The organism is Leuconostoc fallax KCTC 3537 (assembly GCF_000165675.1).
Lineage (GTDB): Bacteria > Bacillota > Bacilli > Lactobacillales > Lactobacillaceae > Leuconostoc_B > Leuconostoc_B fallax.
The window spans coordinates 1-26,372 of the sequence record NZ_AEIZ01000001.1 but is presented as its reverse complement, the minus strand read 5'-3'; the positions used below and the strand labels follow the sequence as shown (position 1 = coordinate 26,372).

General features: G+C 37.8%; 28 protein-coding genes, 1 tRNA gene and 3 pseudogenes. 27 read left to right on the top strand and 5 right to left on the bottom strand.

Going from position 1 to position 26,372, the window contains the following annotated elements; translation table 11 throughout:
- Positions 1-10: 10 nt before the first annotated feature.
- Positions 11-720 (bottom strand): annotated as a pseudogene (locus LEUFL_RS10695) (YslB family protein).
- A 120-nt stretch (positions 721-840) separates the two neighbouring features.
- Here LEUFL_RS10695 and racE point away from each other — a divergent pair.
- The 3 genes from racE to LEUFL_RS0100160 are packed head-to-tail and all read left to right on the top strand — an operon-like array spanning position 841 to position 2,833.
- Positions 841-1,674 (top strand): glutamate racemase, encoded by an 834-nt coding sequence (racE, locus tag LEUFL_RS0100170; RefSeq protein ID WP_010006671.1) that lies wholly within the window; start codon positions 841-843, stop codon positions 1,672-1,674.
- Positions 1,674-2,273 (top strand): XTP/dITP diphosphatase, encoded by a 600-nt coding sequence (locus tag LEUFL_RS0100165; protein WP_010006670.1) that lies wholly within the window; start codon positions 1,674-1,676, stop codon positions 2,271-2,273. Before racE ends, LEUFL_RS0100165 begins: the two co-directional genes overlap by 1 nt.
- A 23-nt stretch (positions 2,274-2,296) precedes the next feature.
- The gene (locus LEUFL_RS0100160; RefSeq protein WP_029508563.1) at positions 2,297-2,833 is read left to right on the top strand and encodes a YfcE family phosphodiesterase; all 537 of its coding nucleotides are present in this window, start codon (positions 2,297-2,299) and stop codon (positions 2,831-2,833) included.
- A 32-nt stretch (positions 2,834-2,865) separates the two neighbouring features.
- Here the strand turns inward: LEUFL_RS0100160 and LEUFL_RS0100155 are convergent, their stop codons facing one another.
- Both LEUFL_RS0100155 and mscL read right to left on the bottom strand, forming a co-directional pair.
- The gene (locus LEUFL_RS0100155; protein WP_010006668.1) at positions 2,866-3,498 is read right to left on the bottom strand and encodes a deoxynucleoside kinase; all 633 of its coding nucleotides are present in this window, start codon (positions 3,496-3,498) and stop codon (positions 2,866-2,868) included.
- A gap of 136 nt (positions 3,499-3,634) precedes the next feature.
- Positions 3,635-4,015, bottom strand: a complete 381-nt coding sequence (gene mscL / locus LEUFL_RS0100150; RefSeq protein ID WP_010006667.1) for a large conductance mechanosensitive channel protein MscL — start codon at positions 4,013-4,015, stop codon at positions 3,635-3,637.
- 75 nt (positions 4,016-4,090) lie between these two features.
- On the opposite strand from mscL, the gene LEUFL_RS0100145 reads away from it, so the two are divergent.
- Both LEUFL_RS0100145 and LEUFL_RS0100135 read left to right on the top strand, forming a co-directional pair.
- Complete coding sequence (locus tag LEUFL_RS0100145; protein WP_010006666.1) at positions 4,091-4,921, top strand: Cof-type HAD-IIB family hydrolase; 831 nt, start codon at positions 4,091-4,093, stop codon at positions 4,919-4,921.
- A gap of 258 nt (positions 4,922-5,179) precedes the next feature.
- Positions 5,180-5,878, top strand: coding sequence for a CPBP family intramembrane glutamic endopeptidase (locus tag LEUFL_RS0100135; RefSeq protein ID WP_010006663.1), 699 nt, complete (start codon positions 5,180-5,182; stop codon positions 5,876-5,878).
- A 59-nt stretch (positions 5,879-5,937) separates the two neighbouring features.
- Here the strand turns inward: LEUFL_RS0100135 and LEUFL_RS0100130 are convergent.
- A tRNA-Leu gene (locus tag LEUFL_RS0100130) sits at positions 5,938-6,021 on the bottom strand.
- 84 nt (positions 6,022-6,105) lie between these two features.
- On the opposite strand from LEUFL_RS0100130, the gene LEUFL_RS0100125 reads away from it, so the two are divergent.
- The 17 genes and pseudogenes from LEUFL_RS0100125 to trmD all read left to right on the top strand — a co-directional run bounded on the left by LEUFL_RS0100125 (position 6,106) and on the right by trmD (position 23,453).
- Positions 6,106-6,909 carry a LysM peptidoglycan-binding domain-containing protein gene (locus tag LEUFL_RS0100125; protein WP_010006661.1) on the top strand — a complete coding sequence of 268 codons (804 nt, stop codon included), beginning with the start codon at positions 6,106-6,108 and terminating at the stop codon, positions 6,907-6,909.
- Positions 6,910-6,969: 60 nt separating this feature from the next.
- A complete protein-coding gene (locus LEUFL_RS0100120) occupies positions 6,970-7,458 on the top strand; it encodes a phosphatidylglycerophosphatase A family protein (protein WP_010006660.1) in 489 nt (162 codons plus the stop codon).
- Positions 7,459-7,475: 17 nt separating this feature from the next.
- Positions 7,476-8,369, top strand: coding sequence for an ABC transporter ATP-binding protein (locus LEUFL_RS0100115; protein WP_010006659.1), 894 nt, complete (start codon positions 7,476-7,478; stop codon positions 8,367-8,369).
- Positions 8,362-9,573, top strand: coding sequence for an ABC transporter permease (locus tag LEUFL_RS0100110; protein ID WP_010006658.1), 1,212 nt, complete (start codon positions 8,362-8,364; stop codon positions 9,571-9,573). The genes LEUFL_RS0100115 and LEUFL_RS0100110 overlap by 8 nt, the downstream gene beginning before the upstream one ends.
- A gap of 87 nt (positions 9,574-9,660) precedes the next feature.
- A complete protein-coding gene (locus tag LEUFL_RS0100105; protein ID WP_010006657.1) occupies positions 9,661-10,386 on the top strand; it encodes a YebC/PmpR family DNA-binding transcriptional regulator in 726 nt (241 codons plus the stop codon).
- Between the two features lie 78 nt (positions 10,387-10,464).
- Positions 10,465-12,496, top strand: a pseudogene (gene recG, locus LEUFL_RS10690) (ATP-dependent DNA helicase RecG).
- 36 nt (positions 12,497-12,532) lie between these two features.
- The gene (gene plsX / locus LEUFL_RS0100095) at positions 12,533-13,582 is read left to right on the top strand and encodes a phosphate acyltransferase PlsX (protein WP_010006656.1); all 1,050 of its coding nucleotides are present in this window, start codon (positions 12,533-12,535) and stop codon (positions 13,580-13,582) included.
- Between the two features lie 28 nt (positions 13,583-13,610).
- On the top strand, positions 13,611-13,859 hold the full coding sequence (gene acpP / locus LEUFL_RS0100090) for an acyl carrier protein (RefSeq protein WP_010006655.1): 249 nt from the start codon (positions 13,611-13,613) through the stop codon (positions 13,857-13,859).
- Positions 13,860-13,960: 101 nt separating this feature from the next.
- Positions 13,961-14,671 (top strand): ribonuclease III, encoded by a 711-nt coding sequence (gene rnc / locus LEUFL_RS0100085; protein WP_010006654.1) that lies wholly within the window; start codon positions 13,961-13,963, stop codon positions 14,669-14,671.
- Positions 14,668-18,205, top strand: a pseudogene (gene smc / locus LEUFL_RS13595) (chromosome segregation protein SMC). Before rnc ends, smc begins: the two are co-directional and overlap by 4 nt.
- A gap of 262 nt (positions 18,206-18,467) precedes the next feature.
- Entirely contained in the window at positions 18,468-19,532 is a 1,065-nt protein-coding gene (ftsY, locus tag LEUFL_RS0100065) for a signal recognition particle-docking protein FtsY (RefSeq protein ID WP_010006652.1), read from the top strand.
- A 2-nt stretch (positions 19,533-19,534) separates the two neighbouring features.
- Positions 19,535-19,879: a YlxM family DNA-binding protein gene (ylxM, locus tag LEUFL_RS0100060; protein ID WP_010006650.1), complete on the top strand. Its 345-nt coding sequence runs from the start codon at positions 19,535-19,537 to the stop codon at positions 19,877-19,879.
- A gap of 46 nt (positions 19,880-19,925) precedes the next feature.
- Complete coding sequence (ffh, locus tag LEUFL_RS0100055) at positions 19,926-21,404, top strand: signal recognition particle protein (protein ID WP_010006649.1); 1,479 nt, start codon at positions 19,926-19,928, stop codon at positions 21,402-21,404.
- Complete coding sequence (locus LEUFL_RS0100050) at positions 21,404-21,598, top strand: hypothetical protein (RefSeq protein ID WP_010006648.1); 195 nt, start codon at positions 21,404-21,406, stop codon at positions 21,596-21,598. The genes ffh and LEUFL_RS0100050 overlap by 1 nt, the downstream gene beginning before the upstream one ends.
- A gap of 99 nt (positions 21,599-21,697) precedes the next feature.
- Entirely contained in the window at positions 21,698-22,111 is a 414-nt protein-coding gene (gene rpsP, locus LEUFL_RS0100045; protein ID WP_010006647.1) for a 30S ribosomal protein S16, read from the top strand.
- A gap of 92 nt (positions 22,112-22,203) precedes the next feature.
- Entirely contained in the window at positions 22,204-22,713 is a 510-nt protein-coding gene (gene rimM / locus LEUFL_RS0100040) for a ribosome maturation factor RimM (protein WP_010006646.1), read from the top strand.
- Positions 22,713-23,453, top strand: coding sequence for a tRNA (guanosine(37)-N1)-methyltransferase TrmD (trmD, locus tag LEUFL_RS0100035; protein WP_010006645.1), 741 nt, complete (start codon positions 22,713-22,715; stop codon positions 23,451-23,453). Before rimM ends, trmD begins: the two co-directional genes overlap by 1 nt.
- 3 nt (positions 23,454-23,456) lie before the next feature.
- Here the strand turns inward: trmD and LEUFL_RS0100030 are convergent, their stop codons facing one another.
- Positions 23,457-23,789: a hypothetical protein gene (locus LEUFL_RS0100030; RefSeq protein WP_010006643.1), complete on the bottom strand. Its 333-nt coding sequence runs from the start codon at positions 23,787-23,789 to the stop codon at positions 23,457-23,459.
- A gap of 209 nt (positions 23,790-23,998) precedes the next feature.
- Between LEUFL_RS0100030 and gmk the strand changes: the two genes are divergently transcribed.
- From gmk to LEUFL_RS0100005, 5 genes are all read left to right on the top strand, one after another.
- On the top strand, positions 23,999-24,595 hold the full coding sequence (gene gmk, locus LEUFL_RS0100025; protein ID WP_010006642.1) for a guanylate kinase: 597 nt from the start codon (positions 23,999-24,001) through the stop codon (positions 24,593-24,595).
- A 10-nt stretch (positions 24,596-24,605) separates the two neighbouring features.
- The gene (rpoZ, locus tag LEUFL_RS0100020) at positions 24,606-24,818 is read left to right on the top strand and encodes a DNA-directed RNA polymerase subunit omega (protein WP_010006641.1); all 213 of its coding nucleotides are present in this window, start codon (positions 24,606-24,608) and stop codon (positions 24,816-24,818) included.
- A 51-nt stretch (positions 24,819-24,869) separates the two neighbouring features.
- Entirely contained in the window at positions 24,870-25,451 is a 582-nt protein-coding gene (locus LEUFL_RS0100015) for a peptidylprolyl isomerase (protein WP_010006639.1), read from the top strand.
- A 64-nt stretch (positions 25,452-25,515) separates the two neighbouring features.
- Positions 25,516-25,893 carry a CvfD/Ygs/GSP13 family RNA-binding post-transcriptional regulator gene (locus LEUFL_RS0100010; RefSeq protein ID WP_010006637.1) on the top strand — a complete coding sequence of 126 codons (378 nt, stop codon included), beginning with the start codon at positions 25,516-25,518 and terminating at the stop codon, positions 25,891-25,893.
- Positions 25,894-25,911: 18 nt separating this feature from the next.
- The gene (locus LEUFL_RS0100005; protein ID WP_010006635.1) at positions 25,912-26,289 is read left to right on the top strand and encodes a hypothetical protein; all 378 of its coding nucleotides are present in this window, start codon (positions 25,912-25,914) and stop codon (positions 26,287-26,289) included.
- Positions 26,290-26,372 lie beyond the last annotated feature (83 nt).

The following is a 26,372-nucleotide window of genomic DNA, read 5'->3' as shown; positions in this document are numbered from 1 at the left end:
GTCAACGCTTTTATTTAAGAGGTTTATTGTGATGTGTTGGTACGTTAAAAGGATCAATCTCTTCGTTGCCAGATAAGGCGCTTAAATTATTCTGTTCGTCTTGAGGGAGTACAGTATCGTCAAAATTAAACGCTAATAGTGAATCAGTAATCGATTGTTCTTTTGAGATATCATCCTCGCTACGTGCTGTAATGATGCTAGCTTTTTCGACCGTATCATGTGTTTTTTCAAAAAGGCTTCACGAGAAGCGACACGCGCTTGAATATCTTCAACATCAACTAATTGATCTAAATCAGTGACAACTTCAAAGCTCACGTCATTATTCTTACGATTAAGTTTAAAAGTTGCTTCAGCAATAGCACCGGTTTGTGTTTCTAACTGTTGTGCCAAAAAACCAGCTTCAAGACTAAAATCAGTTGTTTGTTTATTTAAATGGATACGTTGTTGGACTAAATCACCTTTAAGTTGCCAACGTTGGTTTTTACTATCTTGAGAAATGATTGTTAACTCACCAAAACCAGCGTTGATAAAAAATTCCTTAACATCATCCAAAGTATCAGTTGGAAATTGACGTGCGATTTCTTTTCCAGCCCAATATAAAATATGTGGATAATCTTCTTGAAGTAAATTAGATAGTAAACCATCACGTAATAATTCAAGTGCGAAACTGTTGACCTGAAAATTAGTTTGTAAAATCTTGTCGTAGTCGTTGATGTCCATAATATTTAAGAATCCTTTCATGATTATTATACTTGAAAATGACGCTTTAAAATAGTATTTGTTCTATCATTTGATAATGTTTTAATTGCATAACATGACCAGAGCGACGATAATATAATTATGATAAAAAACAAGCCTATCGGTATGGTGGATTCTGGTATTGGCGGTTTAACCGTTGTTAAAGAATCACTTGAAAAATTACCCAATGAACAAATTATTTATATTGGCGATACAGCACGTATGCCGTATGGACCACGTACACCCGAAGAAGTCATTGCTTTTACCAAGCAGATGGCTGATTTTCTTATTGCAACAAAAGATATTAAATTATTAGTAATTGCTTGCAATACGGCAACAGCAAGTGCATTGATACCACTTCAAGAAATGTTACCGATTCCGGTTATTGGCGTGATTAATTCTGGTGCCAGCCGTGCAGTACAAGCTACACATAACCAAAAAATCGGTATTATTGCAACAGAAGGCACTATTGCATCACAAATCTACACCCATAAAATTAGAGCACTTAATCAACAGATTGAGGTTTTTTCACAAGCAGAGCCAGACTTTGTTAAGTTAGTTGAAGATAATCAATATCGTTTACCGGTTGCACAACATCAAGTAAAGGCACATCTGCAATCATTAAAACAGGCAAATATTGATACGCTAATATTAGGGTGCACACATTTTCCTTTATTGCGACCTTTTATTGTCGAAGCTTTTGGTGAATTAGATGTGACTTTAATTGATGCGGGTGCAGTGACTGTTGATACAGTGGATGATTATTTGAAAGCACATGATTTAAGCGCACAAAAGCGTACAAGACCACATCATACTTACTATACAACTGGTGATGTGCAACAGTTTGATAGGATTGCATCACAATGGCTTGATAATCAAGCTCCATTAGATGTTCGTCATTTAAAGATTACACAAAATCATTTGGAGGAAGCATAATGCCACGCTTAATTATTGCAAGTAACAACGCTCATAAAGTAACAGAGTTGGCATCTATTCTGTCAGCGCATCATATTGATTTAACACTGGTAACCTTAAATCAATTACAGGACGTACCTGAGATTATTGAAGACGGCACAACTTTTGAAGAAAATGCAACGAAAAAGGTCAAAACTATCCAAAAAATCGCACCAAATGATTTTATTTTGGCAGATGATTCAGGTTTGAGTATTGAAGCCTTAAATGGTGCACCAGGTGTTTATTCAGCGCGTTATGCCGGTGACCATGATGATGAAGCTAACATTCAAAAAGTCTTAACACAATTGGCTGATGTACCAACTGAACAGCGTCAAGCACGTTTTTCTAGTGTGATTGTTTTAATTGGTCCGCACCGTTCTAATCTTGTGGTGAGAGGCGATATTGAAGGACGAATAACAACTGAGAAGCATGGCGATAATGGTTTTGGATATGACCCTATATTTTATGTACCGCAGTTTAATAAAACATTCGCAGAATTAACAGCTGCAGAAAAAAATGAAGTATCACATCGAGGTTTGGCTTTACAAAAATTAGCAGAAGCATTACCGGAGTGGTTATAAAAAGTAGTTGAACAGGAGGCAATATTGTGAAAATTTTAATTATTTCAGATATTCATGGTGATCGTGACATTCTAGTTGATATTATAAAAAAGTGGCAAGCAGACGTTACAGCTATTTTTTATAATGGTGACTCAGAATTATCGGCAGATGATTCGGTATTTGATGGGGTATCAACAGTTATTGGTAATATGGATGATGATCCTGATTTCGCTGATGGGCGGAGTACGACAATTGATGATGTGACGATTTTTCAAACACACGGGCATTTATATCGTGCGACAGTGTTAACTGGTTGGGCTAATTTAGCGTTGATGGATGAAGCTGCCGATGAAGCTCAAGCACAAATTGTGTTATTTGGTCATACGCACAAATTAGGTGCAGAAATGTATCATCAAAAGTTATTTATTAATCCTGGATCGACGACATTGCCCAAAGGTGAGTATGCTAATTTAGGTGGTACTTATGCTATTTTGGATATTACCGCATCGACCTTTACCGTGCAGTTCTATAATCGACAACATCAATTGCTAACAACGCTAACACGTCAATTTGAGCGCTAAAAAGACGATACCTATTAGGTATCGTCTTTTAATTAACGAATGTTTTCTAACGCTTGATCAATTTGTTTTAAAATGATTTTTTGGTTGATTGGATCTTCTAAATCATAAGTTTGAAGATCAATTTTAATTTTTGGCGAAGCATCGTAACTGTCGAACCAATTTTGGTAAGCCGCCCACATTTTATAATAGTATTTACGAAGGTCATCGTTATCATCGAATTGTTCATAATCACGGCCACGCTTTTTAATCCGATAAAGGATAGTTTCAAAATCAGTTTCAGCGTAGACCATTAGATCAGGTGCTTTCTTGGGTAGTTGCTGAAGTTCTGACATCATATTATCAAGAAGTTGACGATAAACATGCATTTCGGCATCCGTAATATTACCATCTTTATGATTTTCTTCAGTAAAGAGTGCATCTTCGTAAATTGAACGATCTAAAACGTTGTTATCATCTGCTAGCGCTTGCTTAATCATATCAAAGCGCCGGTTCAGAAAATAGATTTGTAGTAGGAAGCCGTATTGTTTAGGGTCTGAATAGTAAAGCGGTAATACCGGATTATCCCCTACAGGTTCGTAAAATGCTTTGGTACCCATATGATCTGCAATGAGTCCTGTTAATGTTGTTTTTCCAACGCCAATCATGCCTGCTGTAATAATCACCATGACGGCCTCCTTTAATTTATTAGCTTATCCAGTGTACAAAAAATGAAGCAAACAACAAGAGATATCATTTTACTAGTTCATTGCAAATTGCGAACAAATAAAAAATACCATCTTGTTAAATGGTATTACTTTAAATTTAAGATGCACGATTCTGCTTTTCAAGTAAGTCACGAATATCATTTAATACTTCTAATTCAGGATTAGCTTTAGCTTCATCTGCCTTATTTTGTTGAAAAATACGATTAATGCCTTTAATCATAAGAAAGACAACAAAGCCAGTAACCACGAATTGAATGATATCTGTGAGGACGGCACCATATTTGAAAGTTAAATCACCGAATGGTCGCCAAACCAAATCTTTAAAATTAATACCGCGTGTAAATAAGCCGATTAATGGGCTAAGCAAGTTATTTACCACAGATGTAACAATTTTTGTGAAAGCTCCACCAATGATAACACCAACTGCTAAGTCAAGAACATTGCCGCGCATAATAAATGCTTTAAATTCTGATAACATAAAAAACCTCCATAAACTATAATCTATCATAGTATAATAAATTATGATTTGACCAAAAAAGGAGCAATTTAAGAAATGATTAAACTTATTTTATCCGATTTAGATGAAACTTTACTGAATGATGATGGCACTGTTCATCAAAATAATGTCACGGCGATTCAACATTTTGTCGCTGAAGGTGGCTACTTTGTGCCCAACACAGGGCGTTCGTACAAGTCTATTTTGCCGTTACTCAAAACGCTGGGATTGGATAAAAACAATCCACAGTATGTCATTTCTTATAATGGCGGTGCTATTGTTGCGTTACATCCTGATGAGACAGTGGATATTTTAGATCAACAGACCTTACCTTGGCAGTTAGCCAAAAAAGTTTTTGATTTAGGTCAAATGCAATCTGATATTGACACACATATTTATACTTTAGATCAGCTGTTCATTCATAATATTTCAGCATCTGATAAGGCTTATATGTTAGAACGACAAGTCCCTTATACAGAAATTCATGGCACTGATTTAGTTTTTCTTCAAAAAGAACAGCCCATTGCTAAGGTGATTTTTGAACATCCAGAAGAAGCAGTTCGAGAGGCAATTGCACATAAAGTGATGGCTGAATTATCCGATGAAGTGGTGGTGACTTTTAGTTCAGGTCGTTATGTTGAGTTCAATCTTAAGGGAACGGATAAGGGACAGGCAGGGTTATCTCTGGCCCATATTTTGAATGTTCATCGTGATGAAGTTGCAGCTCTGGGTGATAATCTAAATGATTTGGCGATGATTACGGCAGCTGGTACAGGTGTTGCCGTGGGTAATGCTCGTCCAGAAATTAAAGAGGCTGCTAACATTGTGCTTCAAAAAACGAATAATGAAGCAGCGGTTGCAGACTTTATTGAACGATTTATTGGGTAGCCTGACACATGAAAAATTTAATTTTACGTGTCATCTTGAGTATTGTTATACTAGTATTATTTGTGTTGCTCTTTATTGCAAGCTATGTGGGGCATTGGCCGCTGTGGTTGAGCATAACATTGACAATTGTACTATTGGTCATTTTCAATGTTGGATATGCTTGGCTTTATTGGTTAGGACATAAAAGAAAACTGTTGGAGGATCAGGACGATTTTAAACTTAACAAATGAGCCAAGACCGAGTTCTTGGATTAAAAGGGTGAGTATTTTTATTGCAGTGCTGATTGCGATGAATGTACCACAAATATTTTTATCAGTGATGATATTACCAGGTGCTAAACTCAGTTGGTGGATTCAAGTTATTTTAGCCATATTATTTTGCGCCACTTATGCCTTAGCGGGTTACTGGGCTTATCATTTACTGAAGAATGCAGCTGTAACACCTATTTTCTCTAACTTTAATTTGCGCAATTGGCGTAAAGTCTGGTGGCTATTCTTTATGTGGCTACTGATGATGGCGATTGTTATGGTGTTTAGGATGTTAAATATGCATTTAACCGGTGTTAAAACAACTGACAATCAACACGCCATTGAGATGTTAATGTCGACGCTCAGTATACCGATGGTAACAATGGTTATCTATGGTGTGTTTTTAGCACCTGTTGTGGAAGAAATTATTTTTCGTGGTCTCATTTTAAATTACTTCTTCCGTCATCAATGGTGGTGGTCAAATATTATTCTGTCTGGATTTTTATTTGCATTACCGCATGTTTTCATACCGACTAGCCTCGCAACATTTATTGATTATTTAATGTATATGTCGATGGGGATGATATTGGCTTATATTTATAAAAGAACTGGCAGATTACAAGATAATATTGCAGTTCATATGTTAAATAACGGTATCAGCATGATTCCAATATTAATCACATTAATCGTCAAGACAGTTATCAAATAATATTTTGTTAGTAATAAAAAGCCCTCAGTGTTAAATCAAATCACTGAGGGCTTTTATGATGCCGTCGACAGGAATCGAACCTGCACGGTATTGCTACCACACCGACCTGAACGGTGCGCGTCTGCCAGTTCCGCCACGACGGCCAATCATGAACCACTTTATTATACACAAATTAATCATTTTTTGCAGTGCACTTCGTATAATGCAGTACGAAATGGGGGAAACAAATGTTTAATAAACGTATGGTTACTACTTTTAGTCTGGCATGTATTGGCATAATGCTAAGTACAAAAACGATTGCTGCCGACACGACAGTTATGGTACAGCCTAACGATACACTAAGTGCGATTGGACAGCGCTACGATATATCGGTTGAAGCATTGTCAGATTATAACCAATTGATGAATCGACATCTAATTATACCTGGTCAAAAAATTAACATACCATCCGAGCGAATATATAACGTTAAAATGGGGGATACCTTAAGCCAAATAGCTGAAAAATATCATGTGGATATGGCAACCATTATGCGACAAAATCATTTACAAAATCCTCATTTGATTTTTGTCGGACAGCAATTATATGTTGGTGAGCAACGTAAGTCGGTTCGCAATAAATGCTACCGTACACCTGTTAGTCAGCCTTACATTACTTCTGGTTTTGGACCTAGAAGTTTTGATGGTTTTCATATGGGCGTTGATATCATTAGCCAGACGAATGATTTAAATATTTATGCTGCATTAGGGGGACGTGTGGTTTCTGATTTAGGCTGGTCGTGGGTTGGCCCCAATGGTGGTGGTGGTAACATGGTGATGATTCAACAAGACGATGGGAATTACGCTTTTTATGCCCATTTAGCACACAAAAAGGTGGTCATTGGCCAACGTGTGAGTCAGGGCGAGGTTATTGGTACAATGGGTGAAACAGGGAATGCTTTTGGTGTTCATCTGCATTTTGAACTTCGGCGCTACTTAACACCATATTGTCATGAGGCACTGATTAATCCAAGTACCCGACTAGGGATTGAATGAATAGTACAAGAGTAGCTTGATTTCCGTTATAATATATCAATAAGCAAAAGGAGAAAATTTATGGGCCAAGATTTACAAGCATCTGCTATTCAAAAGTTAGCAGAACATGACGTTCGCATGGAAGATATTGCATTTGGTACAAAAGAATTTTTAACAAATAAGTACCATGATGCTATTAATGACACACAGTTAGAACAAGCTGTGGCACATGTATTACATAAAGATGAAGTAGCAGATATTATTCTAACGGCATTATATTTAGATGAACAGGCAGCAATTATGCCTGATACACAACCACTTAAGGCGCGTCTACGACGTGATGCTAATGGACACAATGTTGATGAGATTTTGGCAATTGGTATCACGCAACAATTCTCAGCTGCTGCAACGGTTCATTACGGTTTATTAGATGATTTGAAGCCAGGGTTGATTGGTGAGATTAACGATAAGACAGACAGCATTAATGTTTATTTGGATGATATATTGGCTGCTTTAATTGCGAGTGCGGCAATGGTATATCTTGAACTAGGCGGCGGAAATACTTATTAATTTTATTTGGGGGAATCATGTTAGAAATCAAAGCAGTTACTAAAAAATTTGGTAACGATATAGCTGTTGATCATTTAAATATGGTACTAGAGCCAGGGCGTGTGATGGGGTTAATTGGTCAAAATGGTGCCGGAAAAACAACAACTTTTCGGATGATTTTGGATTTTATTCAACCTACATCTGGCAGTATTTTATGGAATAATCAACCGATTGACTTGAAAGCTAAGCAACGCATTGGCTTTTTACCTGAAGAACGTGGTCTATATCAAAAAATTACCGTTGAAGAACAAATTTTATATTTCGCTGAATTACATGGCATGCGACGTTCAGATGCTCGTCAAGCACTCATGGAATGGATGAAACGTCTTGATGTTGTTGGTAAAGTGACGGACAAGGTACAAAAGTTATCCAAAGGTAATGCACAAAAAGTGCAATTAATTGCCAGTGTTATTTTTCAGCCGGAATTTGTTATTTTAGATGAACCTTTTTCTGGTTTGGATCCAGTGAATATGAGTATCATGATGTCTGAAATTCAACGTTTACGTGATCAAGGCGCTATGATTATATTTTCTAGTCATGACATGAACAATGTGTCGCATATTTCAGATGATCTAACGATGTTGAAAAAAGGCAAGACGGTATTGCAAGGCGGACTTAAAGAAATCCGGGAACGATACGGTCGAACAAAACTATACATTGAATCACCGTTGACAATGTCACAATTGCGATCAATTCCGGGTGTTACTCAAGTAACAGCGCAAGAAAACGGCTTATTGGTTGAACTTGCTGATGAAAATGTGGGTAAAGTGATTTTTGAAAAAGCCACAGCCAATGGTTATATTCCGGCCTTTTCACAGCAACCACCGACACTTGATGATATTTTCCGTATGGAGGTGGCTGCTGATGTTTAAACCAATTATTTTAGTTGCTAAACAGACTTATCGTTCCCATATTAAGACCAGAGGCTTTTGGTTAATGGTTTTGTCACCATTACTTATGGCTGCTGTATTTATTGGTATTGCCTATGCTGTTGTGAGTATGCAAAGTAATACAACACCCAATCTTGCTGTTGTTGATAGTCCAGATATTTCGCGTATTTTAAAAGCTGATAAGCAAACACTTAAAGTGAATATTAGTGATATTAAGAATGAAGATGATGCTAAAAAAGCATTAAAATCACAAAAAATTGATGGTGCGTTATTAATCACTCATTCAGGCTATCAATTATTGACGCAACCTAAGAGTGAGCAAATTGATACTCAAGTATTGAGTGCGATTTTGAAAAATCAGCAAGTTCAATTAAAAGCACGCAATTTAGGGTTGAATGCTGCTCAAACTGCTGATCTTTTACGTCCAGTTGAAATCAAAACGCAGGTATATCAACCAGGTAAGACATCGGGTAACAATGAAGGTGCTAACTATGGCTTGTCCGTTGGTATTGGCATTGTAACAATGACATTAGTAATGATGTATGTGTCGATGATGGCACAAGAAATTGCTAACGAAAAGAGTTCGCGTATTATGGAAATATTGTTAGCTGCTACAAGTCCAGCGGCACAGTATTTTGGTAAAATACTGGGTATATTTGCACTTGTATTAACGCAAGTGGTCATTTATGTTGTGAGTGGTACAGCTGCGATTCAGGTGCTGAGCGATAATGATATTGTCAAGATGCTACAAAAAACATTAGATGGCGTTACGGTACCATTTGTGAGCTACGCAGTTGTATTTATTTTAAGTGCAGTTTTGCTTTATTTGATTTTAACAGCAATTATTGCAGCTTTAATTAACGATCAATCTCAAGTGCAACAAGCGATTCAACCGATGACGTATTTAGCAATGTTTGGTTATCTTGTGTCATTCTTTTTGACAGCAATGCCAAATAATTTGTTTATCCAGATATCGAGTTTTGTACCATTTGTTGCCCAAAGCACAATGCCAACACGTTTGGCGCTGTCCCAAGTAGATTGGTTGGGTGCAATGATGAGTTTATTGTTGACTTTTGTGGCTATTATCGTACTAGGGTATTTTGGTTTACGCGTATATGCACGAAACGTCTTGTCGTATAGTGATGAAAATATTTTGAAGCAATTGGTCAATAATTTAAAAAAATAGTCCTTTCATTTCTAAAAAAACACGTGCAATGACGTGTTTTTTTGATAAAATGGATTGAATATTGTTTAAATTTAAGGAGATGACACAATGTCAGGACACAGTAAATGGCATAACATCCAGGGCCGTAAGAATGCCCAAGATGCTAAGCGTGGAAAGATTTTCCAAAAGCTAGCGCACGATTTGTATGTTGCTGCAAAGGCTGGCGGTGCAGATCCAGAAATGAACGCTTCACTTCGTTTAGTTGTTGATAAGGCTAAAGCAGCTAACATGCCTAAAGACAACATTCAGCGTGCTTTAGATAAAGCATCTGGTGCTGGTGGCGCAAAGTTTGAAGAAGTGACATATGAAGGTTATGGACCAGCTGGAGTCGCGGTTTTGGTAGAAGCATCTACTGATAATATTAATCGTACAGTTTCTACAGTTCGTAATTCATTCAAGCATTATGGTGGTTCTTTAGGTACCTCTGGTTCAGTTGCCTTTCAGTTTGACCGTAAGGGTTACTTAGCAATTGATCGTACAGCGTTCCCAGAGCTAGATGAAGATACTATTTTAGAGGCGGCATTAGAAGCAGGTGCAGAAGATGTCCAAACTTCAGATGAAGCATTTGAAATTTATACAGAACCTGGAGATTTCCAATCGATAGAATCTGCTTTGACCGAAGCTGGTTATAGTTTTGAAGAATCAGAAGTGACAATGATTGCACAAAATCCGATGACGGATTTGTCAGATGATGATCAAGAGAAACTTGATAAGTTGGTCGACGAATTAGAAGACAATGAAGACGTATTGGCTGTCTACACAACAGCTGATTAATTGCTAATAAAACAGTATTGATGGTGACATCAATGCTGTTTTGTTTATACAAAAGTATATTTGTTATAATGATGATATATGGTTCAGTTAAGTGATAGTATAACGGCATTAGATGGTGTTGGACCCAAACGGGAAGCTGCCTTTAATGCCCTAAATATTTTTACAATTGAAGATTTGGTCAGCTATTATCCCTATCGATATGATGATTTGGGAGCGCGTTTACCTAGTGAAACGCTGGATGGTGAAAAGGCAACCTTTAAGGGTGTTGTTAGTGCGCCGCCGGTTTTAAGTCGCTATGGGTACAAAAAAACACGTTTACTCTTCCGTTTATTGGTTGAACATGACAATATTGGTGTGAGTTTTTTTAATCAGCCTTGGTTAGCAAAACAAATCGATATTGGTCAGGAAGTAGCGGTTTATGGTACTTACGATCGTAATCGGCAGACATTAAATGGTATTAAAATGATTTCTGCTAGTACGGATGAATTGGCGCCAATTTATCCAGCTTCTAAACAGATTAATGCTAAAACAATTCGACATTTGATTGAAGTAGCTTGGGCGGACGTGAGAGAGCATATCCCGTCATTAGTACCGCAACCAATCCGAAAAAATACCATTTATTAACACGTCAAAAGCAAATTGAAGAGATGCATTTTCCAAAGGATGCAGATTGGGCAAAAGCAGCCCGTCGCAGTGCAGCGTTTGAAGAGTTTTACCTTTTTCAAATGCGTTTACAACTTTTAAAGATAGCAGATCAACAATTTTCTGGTGAAAGTATTGATTACGATGTTGTAGCACTCAAAGCATTTACCCAGAAATTACCCTTCACATTGACAGCAGCACAGCAAAAGGTTAGTCGAGAAATTTTGCAAGATCAGAAGCGACCGATACATATGAATCGATTACTTCAAGGTGACGTGGGATCAGGTAAAACAATCGTCGCAGCATTAGCCATGTATGCAGTTGTCACCGCTGGAAGACAAGCGGCCATGATGGCGCCAACTGAAATATTAGCGCGGCAACATGCGATTAACTTGGCCAATCTATTTGAACAAGTTGGCCTTTCGGTTCGCGTTGAATTACTTACTAGTGGCATGAGAGTCGCTGCCCGGCGACATTTGCTTGAAGATCTTGTGAATGGTGATATTGATATATTGGTTGGTACGCATGCTTTGTTACAGCCCGATGTCTTGTTTCATCATCTATCATTGGCAGTGATTGATGAACAGCACCGCTTTGGGGTATCCCAACGTGCCAAACTACGTGAAAATGGTATGAATCCGGACATTTTAGCTATGACGGCAACGCCGATTCCACGGACGCTATCGATTACAGCGTATGGTGAAATGGATGTGTCAATTATCGATCAGTTACCGAATGGGCGTAAACCAATCGAGACCAAACGCTTATCGCACAATCAACTAGATCAAGCTATTGCATTTGTGAAAGAACAAGTTGCCTCGGGTGCACAAGCCTATATCGTGACCCCACTTATTGAAGAATCAGAGGCGCTAGATGTTCAAAATGCGCAAGCTATGTATGAGTCATTGCAGTTGTCATTACCACAATTTAAAATTGGTTTATTACATGGACGCTTAAGTAACGATGAAAAAGCTGAAATGATGGCTAATTTTCAAAAAACACATTGCAGATTTTAGTCGCGACGACGGTTATTGAAGTCGGTGTAGATGTGCCGAATGCAACAGTTATGGTAATATTAGATGCAGATCGATTTGGTTTGGCGCAACTACACCAATTAAGAGGTCGTGTTGGTCGAGGTAAGCGACAATCTTATACAATATTGGTTGCCGATCCAAAAACGGATTATGGTCAGCAACGTTTAGATGCAATGGTGGCCACAACTGATGGGTTTGTTCTAGCACAAAAAGATCTTGAATTGCGTGGACCTGGTGATATTTTGGGTGTTAAGCAATCGGGTGTGCCAGAATTCATGGTTGGTGATCCAATTAAAGATTTGACCATGATGGAGATTGCGCAACAAGAAGCCATTGCAACGGTTGATACACCAAAATGGGATGCGCAAATGGATAACCAGGCACTAGTTGATTATTTGTCGCGTACAATGGCAAACTATCGTTACTTTGACTAGGTGGATTGGTGAATATAAATTAATTGAGGACTTATAATGAAAATAGCAGTTGATGCAATGGGTGGCGACTTTGCCCCACAAGAAATTGTCAAGGGAATTGAGTTAGCGCGTGATCGTTACGAAGATATTGAATTTTACCTTTTTGGTACTGAATCAAAAGTAAAACCCTTAGTTAAAAACTGGGAGCGTATGACTTTAGTTGCGACAACTGAAGTTATTGAAATGGGTGATGAACCCGTTAAAGCAATGCGACGTAAAAAAGATTCATCACTAGTGCGTGCTGCTAATGCTGTTAAATCAGGTGAAGCAGATGCATTATTTAGCGCAGGTAATACGGGTGCGTTGCTATCAAGCGCTATTTTTATTGTTGGGCGTATTAAGGGCGTGGATCGACCAGCACTAGCAACGGCATTGCCTAGTTTTGATGGACCTAATGATCAGTTTGTCTTTATGGATTTGGGTGCCAATGCTGAAAATAAGCCCGTTCATCTTTACCAATATGGTATTTTAGGTAGCTTTTACGCGACACATGTTCTAGGATTTGATAATCCGCGTGTTCGCTTATTAAATAATGGCGCAGAAGAAGACAAGGGGGATGAGACGCATAAAGTTGCGCATCAATTAATGAAATCAACTGCTGCTTTTAATTTCTTAGGTAATATTGAGTCAAGAGAATTATTAGAAGGTACCGCTGATGTCGTTGTTGCGGATGGCTTTTCTGGAAATGCTGCGCTAAAAGCGACAGAAGGTACCGCTTTAATGTTATTAAAGCAAATGAAAAAAGCTATTTTGAATTCTGGCTTAAAAGGCAAAATAGGCGGTGCATTGTTGAAACCAGCCTTTAAAGAAATCCAGAAAAAATTGGACTACAATGAAGCCGGCGGAGCAATTATTTTAGGTGTTAAGGCGCCTGTCGTGAAGACACATGGTTCTGCAAAAGCTAGTGCTGTCGCCAATACTATGGGACAAATTCGAATTATGATTGAGCACAACCTGATTCCTGACATTCAAGATTATGTGTCAAAGCATCATGACGATTTACAATCAGTGAAAGCTGATCTTCAAAATGAGTCAGAAAGTAAATAATTAATAATATGATTTTGGGAGATGAATCATGGCAATGAATAAAGACGAAATTTATAATATGATGGCTGACGAAATTTCAAAACGTTTTAATCTAAAACGCGAAAGTATCACGCCCAACTTGAATTTTTTAACGGATGTTGATGCTGATTCCATCGACTTTGTTGAATTAATTTTAGAGCTAGAGGATATGTTTAATGTTGAAATTCCGGATGAAGATGCCGAAAATTTAATTACATTACAACAAACTGTCGAGTATATTGCGGCACATCAAGAATAATCAAGACAAAAATCAGCTTCGGCTGTTTTTTATTTAGCAAATTATTCATATAAATTTGGTATAATTAACAAAGTACAAAATTAAAAATACGGGAGTTTAATGTGTCAGTAGACAGTTTTAAACAATATTTAAATCAAACTTTTGCCATTTCATTTGATAATGAAACGTTGTTATTAGAGGCATTAACACAGCGTAACTACTTGAATGAACATCCAGATGAAACAGGTCGAGATTATCAAAGATTAGAATTTCTTGGCGATGCAGTCATGCAGGAAACCGTCGCTGAATACTTATTCAGACGTTATCCAAAATGGCATGAAGGCCAATTGACTGAAATGCGTATTGCAATGGTGCAGACGCGTTCATTTGCTCACTTTGCCCGTCAAGTCCGCTTAAATGAAGCGATACGACTTGGTAAAGGTGAAGAGATGAATGGTGCGCGAGACCGAGATTCCTTATTGGAAGATATTTGGGAAGCTTTTATTGGGGCACTTTATCTAGATCAAGGTGCTGATACTGTAAAGCGTTTTTTGGATGCGACTTTATTTGCAGCAGTTGATACGGACTTTTTTGATCACTTTATTGATTTTAAAAGCCGATTGCAAGAAAAATTACAGGCTAATGGTCCTGTAGATATTGACTATAATACAATTAGTGAAACGATTTTGGCGGACAACTCAACTTGTTTTGAGGCAAGTGTATCACTTGATGACCGTGAATTAGCACGTGGCACAGGTAAGTCAATTAAAGATGCCGAGAAAGCTGCGGCTAGAAAAGCTTTAAATTCTTTGGAAGATGATACAACCGAATGAAACTTAAAACGCTAGAAATTAGTGGCTTCAAGTCGTTTGCTGATAAAACAACAATTGAATTTATGCCTGGTATGACAGGCATTGTTGGCCCTAATGGTTCTGGTAAGTCCAATATCATTGAAGCGATAAGATGGGTAATGGGCGAACAACGTGCCAAGGATTTACGCGGTACGAAAATGAGTGATGTTATTTTTGGTGGTACACATATTCGGCATGGATTGAATCGTGCTGAAGTATCCATGACTTTTGATAACGATGACCAGTATTTGAATACGTTATTTAGCGAAGTGACAATTACACGGAAATTATATCGCTCAGGGGAAAGCGTTTATCAGATTAATGGGGTTGATAGCCGTTTACGTGATGTTCAAGATCTCTTTACAGACACTGGTTTAGGTAAGGAAAGTTTTTCCATTATCAGCCAAGGACGTGTAGAGAGTATTTTTAATGCTAAGCCTGAGGAACGTCGTGCCATTATAGAAGAAGTGGCAGGTGTTCATAAATATAAGCAAAATAAAGATAAAGCACAACGCGAACTAGAACAAACGAATGATAATTTGTCTCGTGTGGGTGATATTATCTATGAAATTGAACAACGCTTAGACGGGTTGGCGCAGCAAAGTGCACAAGCAACAGATTATTTATCTCAAAAAGAACGTTATGAATTATTAGATCAATCTCGTTTAGCGTTATTAATTCAACAGTTAAATGATAAGCAGGTGACAACTGAACGAGCTTTGGCAGATCAGCAGACACAAGTTAAGTCAGCAAAGCAAGCAGCAGACGATTTAGAAACCAGATTAGCAGATCAGCGTCAAGAGCAAGCTGATTTGAGTCAACAACAAGAACAGGCGCAACAGCAGGTTGTGACTTTAATACAAAAAAAGAACAACTCATTGGCGCACAAAATTTAAAACAACAGCAATATCAAAATTTAACGAGTGAACTGCATGATACGCAATCTCGTTTAGAAAAGCTAACTGAAACACTAGATGCCAATGCCATATATTTGGAAACATTAGAGCAGCGCAAATTAACTGCAGATCAAAAGTATCAAGAATTGTCACAAACAGTCTCTCAATTAGATCAACAAGCTAGTGAAAACCAGCAAGAAACTTTGCAAGCCAAAATTAACAGTAATCGGGCAGCTTATATTGAAATTATGCAAGCGATTGCTGGGGCACATAATAACAGCCAAACGACGCAAAAAGAAATAAAACGTCTAGAGCAACGCCAAAAAACGTTAGTCGTTAAATATGAGCAAGTACAACATGATTTAGTTGAACATCAGCAAGCATTAAAGACTTATCAAGCTGAACATGGTGAGCTGATTGATATGCAACAATTAACAACAACTGTTACGAAGCATGATCAATTATTAAAGCAACAGCAAAAAGATTATCATGAGCAAGAGCAGGTTTGGTATCAGACATTAAAAACAGTCAGTCGGGTTAAGACAGATCTTCAAGCTAGAACAGCATTGGATGAATACGCTGGCTTTTATCAAGGTGTTCGAACGCTAATGCAGGATAATGTTCGGCAACAATTCAAGGGCATTAAAGGTGTCATTGCAGACTTGATAACGGTTCCAGCTGACTATGCCTATGCAATTGAAATCACTTTAGGTGGTACTTTACAGCACGTGGTGGTTGATTATATTACAACAGCTAAACATGCTATTAAGTATTTATCGCAACATAAGGCTGGCCGTGTAACATTGCTACCAATAGAAGCTATTAAATCACGTCACATTGATACTAGTATGGTAGAACATCTGGAGGGATTTGTTGGTCTTGCTGCAGATCTTGTCAAGATGCCAAAAGATATGACGGCAATTAAATATAATATTTTGGGGACAACGGTCATTGCAAAAGACCTTGAATCAGCGACACAGATTGCCAAAGCAGCTCAATATCATTTTCGAGTAGTTAGCTTGGATGGGCAAATTGTTAATGCCGGCGGTTCTTTGACGGGTGGTATGCAACATAAACAAAGCCATACATTGTTGAGCCGGCAACAAGCTCTCTCAGAATTAGAGAATAAGCTAACTGAATTAAAACATACAGCAGATACTCAAGAAAAAAATTACAAAATCAGCGTGATTTAATCACAGTAACAACACAAGATTTAGATACTGCACAGCAAGCATTACAAGCAGCAAAATCACAATCAAATCAAACTGATTATGAACTGGAAAAATATCAGAGTATCGTTACTGAACATGAACGACAACTTAAGGCATTAGAATATGAACAATCTGATTTGATACAACTGTTGGCTGAAAGACAGCAAGAATATGATACGTCTCAGAGTGAACTGCAACAGTTATCTAAGAAACAGGCTGAGACAGAATTAGCTTATAATGAATTAACACAGCAATCTACGCAATTATCTGAAAATTATCATTCAACACAAGAAAAGCGTGTGACGGCTCGTTCTGAATGGACAAAGTATCAAGCCCAATCACAAAATCTTTCAGAGCAAACTGCGCAGTTAGTGCAACAACAAGTGCAGCAACAAGCAGAAAAAGAGCGTTTGCAAGTACATATTGATACATTGCAAAATAATATGCGTATTTTAACTGAAACCTTAACTGAGGATAAGGTTTCAACGATTAGTCATGAATTACAGACACTGCAAGGTAAGCAAAAAAGATTGCAAGCGACAACAGCGACGTTAGCAGTAACGATACAAAAGATTGAACAGCAGTTAATGATTGCACGAGGCAACGTCAGATTAGCAACAGAAGAACAAGGCGCTATCTTGACGCGACAAGCGAGTTTACAGACTAAAATAGAGCATTTTGAGCAACAACTAATGGCCGAGTATAATGTTAAATACACCCAAGTACCAATTGAGCGGGTCACACAGACTATTTCAGATATTGAAGAACAGCTGACGCTTTTGAAAAAGAGCATTAATGAACTAGGTCATGTTAATATTGGTGCGATTGAAGAGTATGAGCAGGTTAAGCAACGTTATGATTTCTTAACACAACAGCGTGATGACTTGAATACTGCCAAAGATAATTTAATGCAAACCATTGAAGAAATGGACGATGAGGTACAAACGCGTTTCAAAACAACCTTTGATGCTGTTTCCCATCATTTTTCTAAAATATTTTCGCAAATGTTTGGTGGTGGTCGTGCAGAAATTCAGTTAACAGATGCTAAACATTTATTGACAACAGGAATTGATATTATTGCACAGCCACCAGGGAAAAAATTCCAGCAGATGAGCTTGTTGTCCGGTGGTGAAAAAGCACTCACTGCTATCACTTTGTTATTTGCTATTCTGCATGTTCGTCCTGTTCCCTTTGTCGTTTTGGATGAGGCGGAGGCAGCTTTGGATGAAGCAAATGTTGCACGTTTTTCACGTTATTTGCATGATTTTGGTGGACATACCCAATTTATTGTCATTACACACCGTAAAGGGACAATGATGCAGGCTAATCTTTTGTATGGTGTGACAATGCAAGAGGCGGGAGTTTCCAAGATGGTAGCTATTGATTTAGATCACATTGATGCCAGTTAAAGGAGTGAACAATGGGATTATTTGATATTTTTCGTAAAAAGAAAACGGACGAAAAAATGAAGCAACACAAGATAATTTAGAACAGGCTGATAAGCAGCAGAATGTTCAGGAGCAAGCACCAATAACCGATGACACTGATGTATCAGAAGTTACTGATGGGACAGATATCGTTAGCACAACGTCTGAGGAAGAGACAGTCGATGACACTGTAGTATCAGATGACACCGCAACATCAGATGAAAATATAACAAACGAAACAGTAGTGGCTGATGAAACTATTGCTACTACTGCGCCAACGATTGATACCGATGACGCTGATGTGTCAGAAGTTGCTGACAAGGCAGATATTGTTAGCACAACTTCTGATGATGAAGCGCACACATCAACCGATGAGCAAGCTCTTTATAATAAAGGATTAACGAAGAGCCGTGGTGGATTTGCGGAACGGTTTAATCGTTTTTTGGCCAATTTTAGAACAGTTGATGAAGATTTTTTTGACGATTTAGAAGAAACGTTAATTGGTTCTGATGTTGGTTTTGATATGGTGATTCGAATTAGTGATGAGCTTCGTGAAGAAGTGAAGCTTAAGAATGCTAAGCGTAAAGAAGATGTTAGTGATGTTATCATTAAGAAATTAGTTGATATCTACGAAGAAGAAGGTAGTGGCGAAGATAACCAAATGCATTTTGCCCCTACTGGTCAGCCAACAATCATTATGTTTGTTGGCGTTAATGGTGTTGGTAAAACAACAACGATCGGTAAATTAGCAAGTCAGTATCAAAAGGCTGGCAAGCGGGTTTTGTTAGCTGCAGCGGATACATTTAGAGCTGGCGCAACAAAGCAGTTGCAGGAGTGGGGAGCCATTGCGCAAGTACCAGTTGTCGCTGGTAAGGATAAATCTGATCCGGCGAGTGTGGTTTTTGAAGCCGTGAAAAGAGCACGGGATGAAGCGTACGATGTCCTCTTTATTGATACAGCCGGTCGTTTACAGAATAATTTTAACTTAATGCAAGAATTAGAGAAGATGAAGCGCGTTGTTCAGCGTGAAATCCCTGATGCACCGCATGAAGTTTTACTGGTACTGGACGCAACGACTGGACAAAATGCTATTCAACAGGCAAAATTATTCAAGGATTCAACTGATGTCACGGGCATTGTATTAACGAAAATGGACGGTACAGCCAAGGGTGGTATTGTATTTGCTATTCGTAGTGAAATGCATTTACCTGTTAAATGGATTGGCTTTGGTGAAAAAGCAACTGATTTGAGAGTATTTAAACCAGAAGAATTTGTATATGGTCTCTTCAAGGATTTGGTCGAATCATAATTATGGATATTACAAAGAAAAATGATGTCAATGCGCTGTTAGATTTTTATGGTGGCCTACTGACGTTAAAGCAACGTCGGTATTTGGTTGCTTACTTTGCAGACGATCTTTCCATTGTTGAAATTGCTGAAAATGAGCAAGTGAGTCGCCAAGCAGTTTCAGACAATATTCATCGTGGCGTGGATTTACTAAAGCATTATGAAACTATTTTGCATTTGCAACGAGATTACGTGGCACGACGTGGTATGGAACATCAGTTAGAACATTGGATTGACGCGCATTATAATGATGATGCCACACTAAAACAACGATTAAATATGTTAATTAATTATGAAGAGACGGATTAAATGCAATCGGTCTTAACTATAGCATGTCATAAATTTGGAGATAAAAATGGCCTTTGAAAATTTAACCGAACGCCTAAGTAAGGCAATGAAAAATCTGACAGGCCGTGGCCGTGTCAGTGAAGAAGATTTACATGCAACTATGCGTGAAATCCGTTTAGCATTATTGGAAGCTGATGTTAATTATGGTACAGTTAAGCGTTTTGTTGCTAATGTGCGTGGTAAAGCCAGTGGCGCAGACATTCTTGAAGGGCTGGATGCACCACAACAAGTTGTTAAGATTGTTAATGAAGAATTAACCAAGATGATGGGGGATGAAGCTGTTCCCTTGAACAAATCACCACAAATTCCAACGATTATTATGATGGCTGGGCTACAAGGTGCAGGTAAGACAACAACAGTTGCTAAATTAGCCTACAAGTTGAAGCAGGAAAATAAAGCTCGACCTTTGTTAATTGCGGCGGATATTTATCGTCCTGCCGCTATTGACCAATTGGAAATTCTGGGAAAAGATTTGGATATTCCGGTATTTAGCTTGGGGACGGATACTGATCCACGCGATATTGTTAGAGCTGGTTTAGAGGAGGCCAAGCAACATCGTAATGATTATGTCTTTATCGATACGGCTGGTCGTTTGCAAATTGATGAAGTTTTGATGCAAGAATTAAAGGATATTGCAGAGATTGCACATCCTGATGAGATTCTGTTAACGGTTGATGCTATGACAGGTCAAAATGCGACTGAAACGGCTAAGGGATTCTCAGAATCACTTGATCTAACAGGTGTCGTTTTGACGAAATTAGATGGTGATACACGTGGTGGTGCAGCACTCTCAATTCGTGACGTTACCGGTAAACCCATTAAGTTTGTCGGACAAGGAGAAAAGCCAACTGATTTAGATGTCTTTTATCCAGATCGTATGGCTAGCCGTATCCTCGGTATGGGGGATATGTTAACGCTGATTGAAAAAGCGCAAAAGGATTTTGATGAAGCAGCCGCCGAGAAACAACTCGAAAAGCTTCGTGAAAATACGTTTGACTTTAATGATTTCGTGGCACAACTCAAACAAGTCCAAAATATGGGGCCCATGGAAGATATCTTAAAGATGATTCCAGGGATGGCGAATAACCCAGCCCTAGCTAATCTCAATGTAGATGAGAAACAATTTATTCACTTAGAGGCTATTGTGCAATCAATGACACCAGCAGAACGTGAAGATCCAGATTTGATTAACCCATCTCGGAGAAGACGATTGGCTGCTGGTTCCGGTCGCCCCATTGTAGAAGTGAATCGCATGATTAAGCAATTTGACCAAATGCGAAAAATGATGGGTCAAGCGACTAATGGTAACTTTGGTGGTATGGAAAAGATGATGGGTGCTACTGGTATGGATATGAGTAGTATGATGAATGGCATGGGTGGCGGTGGTCTCCCTCAAGGTAATTTTGGACAAAAGGTTCAGAAGTTTGCCATGAAGCAAATGGCGCGTAAGTTACAAAAGGCCAAAAAGAAGCGTAAGCGTAAGTAATGATGAAACGTTTAGGTATTAGTTTATCCATGCTTGTTTTTATTGTTGTCTTATTATCTAATTTGTTGAATATGCATCATCATCAGCCTATAGATTATATTTGGGCTATTGCAGTAGCTGGATTACTTGGTGGTTTTATCTATTTATTGAGTTACTTATTGTTATGGTATTTTTTAAAAAACAATGTCAAGTGAAAAACCTTGACATTGTTTTTGATAAATGGCATACTGTAGTAGTTAAGTAATTTAGAGTTTAGCATAACTTAAAAAGTTTATTATTTGGAGGAATTTATTATGTCAGTAAAGATCCGTTTGAAGCGCATGGGTGCCAAGAAGCGTCCTTTCTACCGTGTTGTTGTTGCTGATTCACGTTCACCACGTGATGGCCGTTTTATCGAAATCGTGGGAACATACAACCCTGTTACACAACCATCAGAAATCAAGTTGGATGAAGAAAAGATTTTGTCATGGTTAGCTAATGGTGCACAACCATCAGATACAGTACGTAACTTGTTAAGTAATGCTGGTATTATTGCAAAGCATGCTGAAAGCAAGTCAGGTAAGAAAGCTGCTACAACAAAGACAGCTTCTGCAGCTAAGAAGCCAACAGAAAAGAATACTGTTGCTGAAATCAAAGCATATTTGGATGCACAAAGTATTGCATATCCTTCATCAGCAAAGAAGGCAGATTTGTTAGCATTGGTTTAATTCATTTTTTAGGTCATAACAAGTAGTCTTGTTATGACCTTTTCTTTTGACGATTAACCGACTGATTATGGCAACGTATATAAGGGAGTATCATGGAATATTATAAAGTTGGAACTATTGTGAATACGCATGGTATTCGTGGAGAAGTAAAGGTTGCTGCGATAACCGATTTTGCTGAACAGCGTTTTCAAAAGGGCAATACACTTTTTATTCAATTTAACGATGAAAAAATTCCTGTGGTTATTCAAAGTACCAGAGTTCATAAAGGTATGTATTTGTTGACTTTTGAAGCATTTAATAATATTAACGAAGTTGAGAAATATAAGCAGTCTGATTTACTAGTTAGTGCTGAACAAAGAGATACATTGACGGAAGGTCAATATTATTATGATCAAATTATTGGTAGCCAAGTTATCAACATGGCGCATGATGAAATTGGTACAGTAAAAGAAATTATGGTAACAGGTGCCAATGATGTCTGGGTCGTAGCAAGAGACAATAAAAAAGATGCCCTTTTGCCAGTTATTGATGATGTGATTAAAGCTGTTGATATTGAAAATCAAATTATCACGATTGATGAAATGGAAGGGTTATTGGACTAATGAGAATAGATGTTCTAAGCTTATTTCCTGATATGTTTTCACCAATGCGCCAATCCATCATTGGGAAAGCTATTGATCGTGGAGCATTGTCTTTTAATGTAACGGATTTCAGAGATTTTACGAATAATAAGCATAATAATGTTGACGACTATCCTTTTGGTGGTGGTGCAGGTATGCTATTAATGCCTCAGCCAATATTTGATGCTGTGGACCACATTAAAGAAGAGGCTGGAGATAAAGGACATGTTATTCTTTTGGATCCTGCTGGACGCAAATTCAATCATCAAGTAGCACAGGAATTATCTCATTATGATCATCTGACCTTTATTGCAGGACATTATGAAGGGTATGATGAGCGAATTCGTGAGTTAGTAGACGATGAAATTTCTTTGGGGGATTATGTATTAACTGGTGGTGAATTAGGTGCCATGGTCATTATTGATGCGACGGTCCGTTTCTTGCCTGATGTGTTAGGTAATCAAGTGAGTGCAGTCGATGATTCTTTTGAAAATGGTTTGTTAGAAAGCCCACAATACACCCGCCCAGCAAATTTTCGTGATCGAGAAGTGCCACCAGTATTGACCAGTGGTAATCACGCAGAAATAGCTAAGTGGCGTTTAAAAGAATCAATTCGTAGAACGTATCTAAGACGTCCAGATTTAATTCACAGTAAGCAATTGAATGATCAGGAAAAGATGTTTTTACAAGAAGTAATTGAAGAAGAAAAGAATAAAGACTAATTTTTAATTTAGCGTAATATGGCGAATCATTTGCGGATTAATTTGCCAAATGTGATGTGAATCATAAGATTTGACGATGAGATGATTGGTATGTGTTTGGTATATGACACCATGGTAGTTCATCACATACTCACTTATATTGTTTTGATTGAGTTGGATTATAATATTTTCACGAGAATTTATACCATATTCAAGGCGCGTAATAATCTCTTCCGCAGTTAACTGGCTTTGAATGGGATAGTGGTTGAATGGTCGTCTAGAAAATAACTTAGTAAAGTATTGATGTATGACTTGAAATGGATTATTTGGTTGACGGCGCATGATGAAATTCTGCATTTTTTAACCTCTCAATCTAACGGATCTTTCAAATGTAATCATACGAACAAATGTTCAAAAGCGCAAGGTCCAAAATTGTATTTAACATTTTCTTGAACATTTGTTCGTACATTGATTTGATTAATTTCAAAGAGACATCATGTTCAGTTTGAATAATTAGTAGTAACTTGGTATGATAAATTTATTGAATTCATAAAGAGGTTTGCATTGTGACGCAACGTGGTTTATTAATTGTATTATCCGGTCCCTCTGGTGTTGGTAAGGGAACAGTCCGTAAGGCGATTTTTGAAGAAGAAGGTGTAGACTTTCAGTATTCAATTTCAGCGACGACACGCCAACCCCGCCCAGGTGAAGTAGATGGGGTCGATTACTTTTTTATAAGTGAAGAAGAATTTAAGAACAAAATCAACAATGGTGATATGCTTGAGTATGCTCAGTATGTCAATAATTATTATGGTACACCCAAAAGCTTTATTGACCAGACGCTAGACAGTGGGCGTGATGTATTCTTAGAAATTGAAGTTCAAGGTGCATTGCAGGTTAAGTCAAAAATGCCAGAAGGTATTTATATCTTTTTGACACCACCTAATCTAACTAATCTTAGAGAACGTTTAGTGGGTCGTGGTACTGACTCACAAGAAGTAATCAACAAACGTGTTGATGCAGCGCGTGAAGAGCTCAAGATGATGATTAATTATGATTATGCTGTTGAAAATGATGAAGTCAGTAAGGCAGTAGAGCGTATCAAAGCTATTATTACAGCTGAGCGTTTACGTGTAGGCCGTGTTGTAGAAAAAACCTTTTAAGGAGAGAACAATGTTACTATATCCATCAGTTGACAAATTATTAGAAAAGGTTGATTCAAGATATAAGTTGATCGCTTTAGCAGCAAAGCGTGCGCGTGAACTTGATGCTGGCTTACCTGCAACAGAAGAGGTCTTTGAATCTAATAAGTCTGTCGGTAAAGCGCTTGAAGAAATTGAAGAAGGCAACGTCATTATCGATCCTGTTTTTGAAGATAAAGTTTAAGCCAATTATGAGCGCCTCAACAGGCGCTTTTCATTATATTAGGAGAATAAGATGATATATCCACAACTAGATGCTAAAAACTATACAGGACCAGTTGCAACAATTACAACGAATAAGGGTGATGTTCGCATCAAATTATTCGCTGATATTGCACCGAAGACTGTAGAAAATTTTATAACACACGCTAAAAATGGCTATTATAACAACGGTATTTTTCACCGTGTTATCAAAGATTTTATGATTCAAGGTGGTGATCCACTTGGTACTGGTATGGGTGGCGAGAGTATTTGGAACAACAGTTTTGAAGATGAATTTAGTGACCAACTATTTAATTTACGTGGTGCATTGTCAATGGCTAATGCTGGTCCCAATACGAATGGTAGTCAATTTTTCATTGTGCAGGCTGCTAATTTCCCCTCACAGATGGCAAGCGCATTGAAAAATGTACCTGCTGAAATTGCTGAAGCATATCGGAAAGATGGCGGAACACCTTGGCTTGATGGTAAACATACGGTGTTTGGGCAAGTTATTGAAGGATTAGACATTGTAGATGATATTGCTAAGGCAAAGGTGGACATGTACGATCGACCACGTCAGGACATTGTCGTTAAAACAATTACAATTGAAGCTTAGTGAAAAGCAGGCGTTATGCCTGCTTTTTTGATATAATTTAAGATGTAGATATTGGAGGTGAGAAATGAATTATAAGATTGGCCAAAAATTACGAGGAAAAGTTACTGGTATTCAACCATACGGCGCTTTTGTAATGCTTAATAATCATCAACAAGGGTTGATTCATATATCGGAATGTAAATCTGGTGTTGTCAAAAACCTTGCTAATGAATTGGCAGTTGGTAAAGAAGTTGATGTGGTTGTATTAGATATAGAACAATACAATGGAAAAATCAGTTTGTCATTACGTCAGAGCCAAATGCAACGACACGATGATCAACTACCAGTTAAGTATCATAATATACGGAAGCGTTATTGGACGAATTATCATTTAGAATATGGTTTTACATCAATTGCAAATAAGCAAGGTGAATGGATCACTGAAGCTTTGGATAGAATTTAAATTAGATAGAAGGAAATTATGTCATTAGTAGCAGCAACAGCAATAGCCATCAAAGATAGTATGCCTTATTTCTTGGTTGAACCAATTGAAAATGGGTATCGTTTTTATACCACAAAGATGCATAAGCACAAGCAAGATACATCATTAGGTGCAGTTTTAAGAGGATTACAACAAGACGGCGATATTGATTTTGATAATTGGCGTTTAGGTGAACTTAGTACACTAGAAAGTGATCATGAGGGACCTATGTCTTTTTATTCATTTGAGGTTGAACCAGAAAATATGCATTTAATTACAACTGCTTTTCATGAAAAATTGAAGTTTGTACCAGCTAATAAGTTACATACATTACTAGAAACAGTACAAATGTCATCATTTATTGGTTTTGAAGAATAATAAATACACGAACAATAGAGTTATTGATGGTGTTTTTAAATGATAAAAGGCGATTGATGAGTAGCTAGTTAATTCGATTATCG

Excerpts from the sequence above, each read along its gene's own strand:
- rimM (WP_010006646.1), top strand. The coding sequence starts at position 22,204 with ATGGAATATTATAAAGTTGGAACTATTGTGAATACGCATGGTATTCGT.
- LEUFL_RS0100120 (WP_010006660.1), top strand. The coding sequence starts at position 6,970 with ATGGGCCAAGATTTACAAGCATCTGCTATTCAAAAGTTAGCAGAACAT.
- LEUFL_RS0100105 (WP_010006657.1), top strand. The coding sequence starts at position 9,661 with ATGTCAGGACACAGTAAATGGCATAACATCCAGGGCCGTAAGAATGCC.
- mscL (WP_010006667.1), bottom strand. The coding sequence starts at position 4,015 with ATGTTATCAGAATTTAAAGCATTTATTATGCGCGGCAATGTTCTTGAC.
- acpP (WP_010006655.1), top strand. The coding sequence starts at position 13,611 with ATGGCAATGAATAAAGACGAAATTTATAATATGATGGCTGACGAAATT.
- LEUFL_RS0100125 (WP_010006661.1), top strand. The coding sequence starts at position 6,106 with ATGTTTAATAAACGTATGGTTACTACTTTTAGTCTGGCATGTATTGGC.
- LEUFL_RS0100110 (WP_010006658.1), top strand. The coding sequence starts at position 8,362 with ATGTTTAAACCAATTATTTTAGTTGCTAAACAGACTTATCGTTCCCAT.
- LEUFL_RS0100030 (WP_010006643.1), bottom strand. The coding sequence starts at position 23,789 with ATGCAGAATTTCATCATGCGCCGTCAACCAAATAATCCATTTCAAGTC.
- racE (WP_010006671.1), top strand. The coding sequence starts at position 841 with ATGATAAAAAACAAGCCTATCGGTATGGTGGATTCTGGTATTGGCGGT.
- LEUFL_RS0100155 (WP_010006668.1), bottom strand. The coding sequence starts at position 3,498 with ATGGTGATTATTACAGCAGGCATGATTGGCGTTGGAAAAACAACATTA.
- rpsP (WP_010006647.1), top strand. The coding sequence starts at position 21,698 with ATGTCAGTAAAGATCCGTTTGAAGCGCATGGGTGCCAAGAAGCGTCCT.
- LEUFL_RS0100145 (WP_010006666.1), top strand. The coding sequence starts at position 4,091 with ATGATTAAACTTATTTTATCCGATTTAGATGAAACTTTACTGAATGAT.
- trmD (WP_010006645.1), top strand. The coding sequence starts at position 22,713 with ATGAGAATAGATGTTCTAAGCTTATTTCCTGATATGTTTTCACCAATG.
- ylxM (WP_010006650.1), top strand. The coding sequence starts at position 19,535 with ATGGATATTACAAAGAAAAATGATGTCAATGCGCTGTTAGATTTTTAT.
- ffh (WP_010006649.1), top strand. The coding sequence starts at position 19,926 with ATGGCCTTTGAAAATTTAACCGAACGCCTAAGTAAGGCAATGAAAAAT.
- LEUFL_RS0100015 (WP_010006639.1), top strand. The coding sequence starts at position 24,870 with ATGATATATCCACAACTAGATGCTAAAAACTATACAGGACCAGTTGCA.
- LEUFL_RS0100050 (WP_010006648.1), top strand. The coding sequence starts at position 21,404 with ATGATGAAACGTTTAGGTATTAGTTTATCCATGCTTGTTTTTATTGTT.
- plsX (WP_010006656.1), top strand. The coding sequence starts at position 12,533 with ATGAAAATAGCAGTTGATGCAATGGGTGGCGACTTTGCCCCACAAGAA.
- LEUFL_RS0100115 (WP_010006659.1), top strand. The coding sequence starts at position 7,476 with ATGTTAGAAATCAAAGCAGTTACTAAAAAATTTGGTAACGATATAGCT.
- LEUFL_RS0100165 (WP_010006670.1), top strand. The coding sequence starts at position 1,674 with ATGCCACGCTTAATTATTGCAAGTAACAACGCTCATAAAGTAACAGAG.
- rpoZ (WP_010006641.1), top strand. The coding sequence starts at position 24,606 with ATGTTACTATATCCATCAGTTGACAAATTATTAGAAAAGGTTGATTCA.
- LEUFL_RS0100005 (WP_010006635.1), top strand. The coding sequence starts at position 25,912 with ATGTCATTAGTAGCAGCAACAGCAATAGCCATCAAAGATAGTATGCCT.
- LEUFL_RS0100010 (WP_010006637.1), top strand. The coding sequence starts at position 25,516 with ATGAATTATAAGATTGGCCAAAAATTACGAGGAAAAGTTACTGGTATT.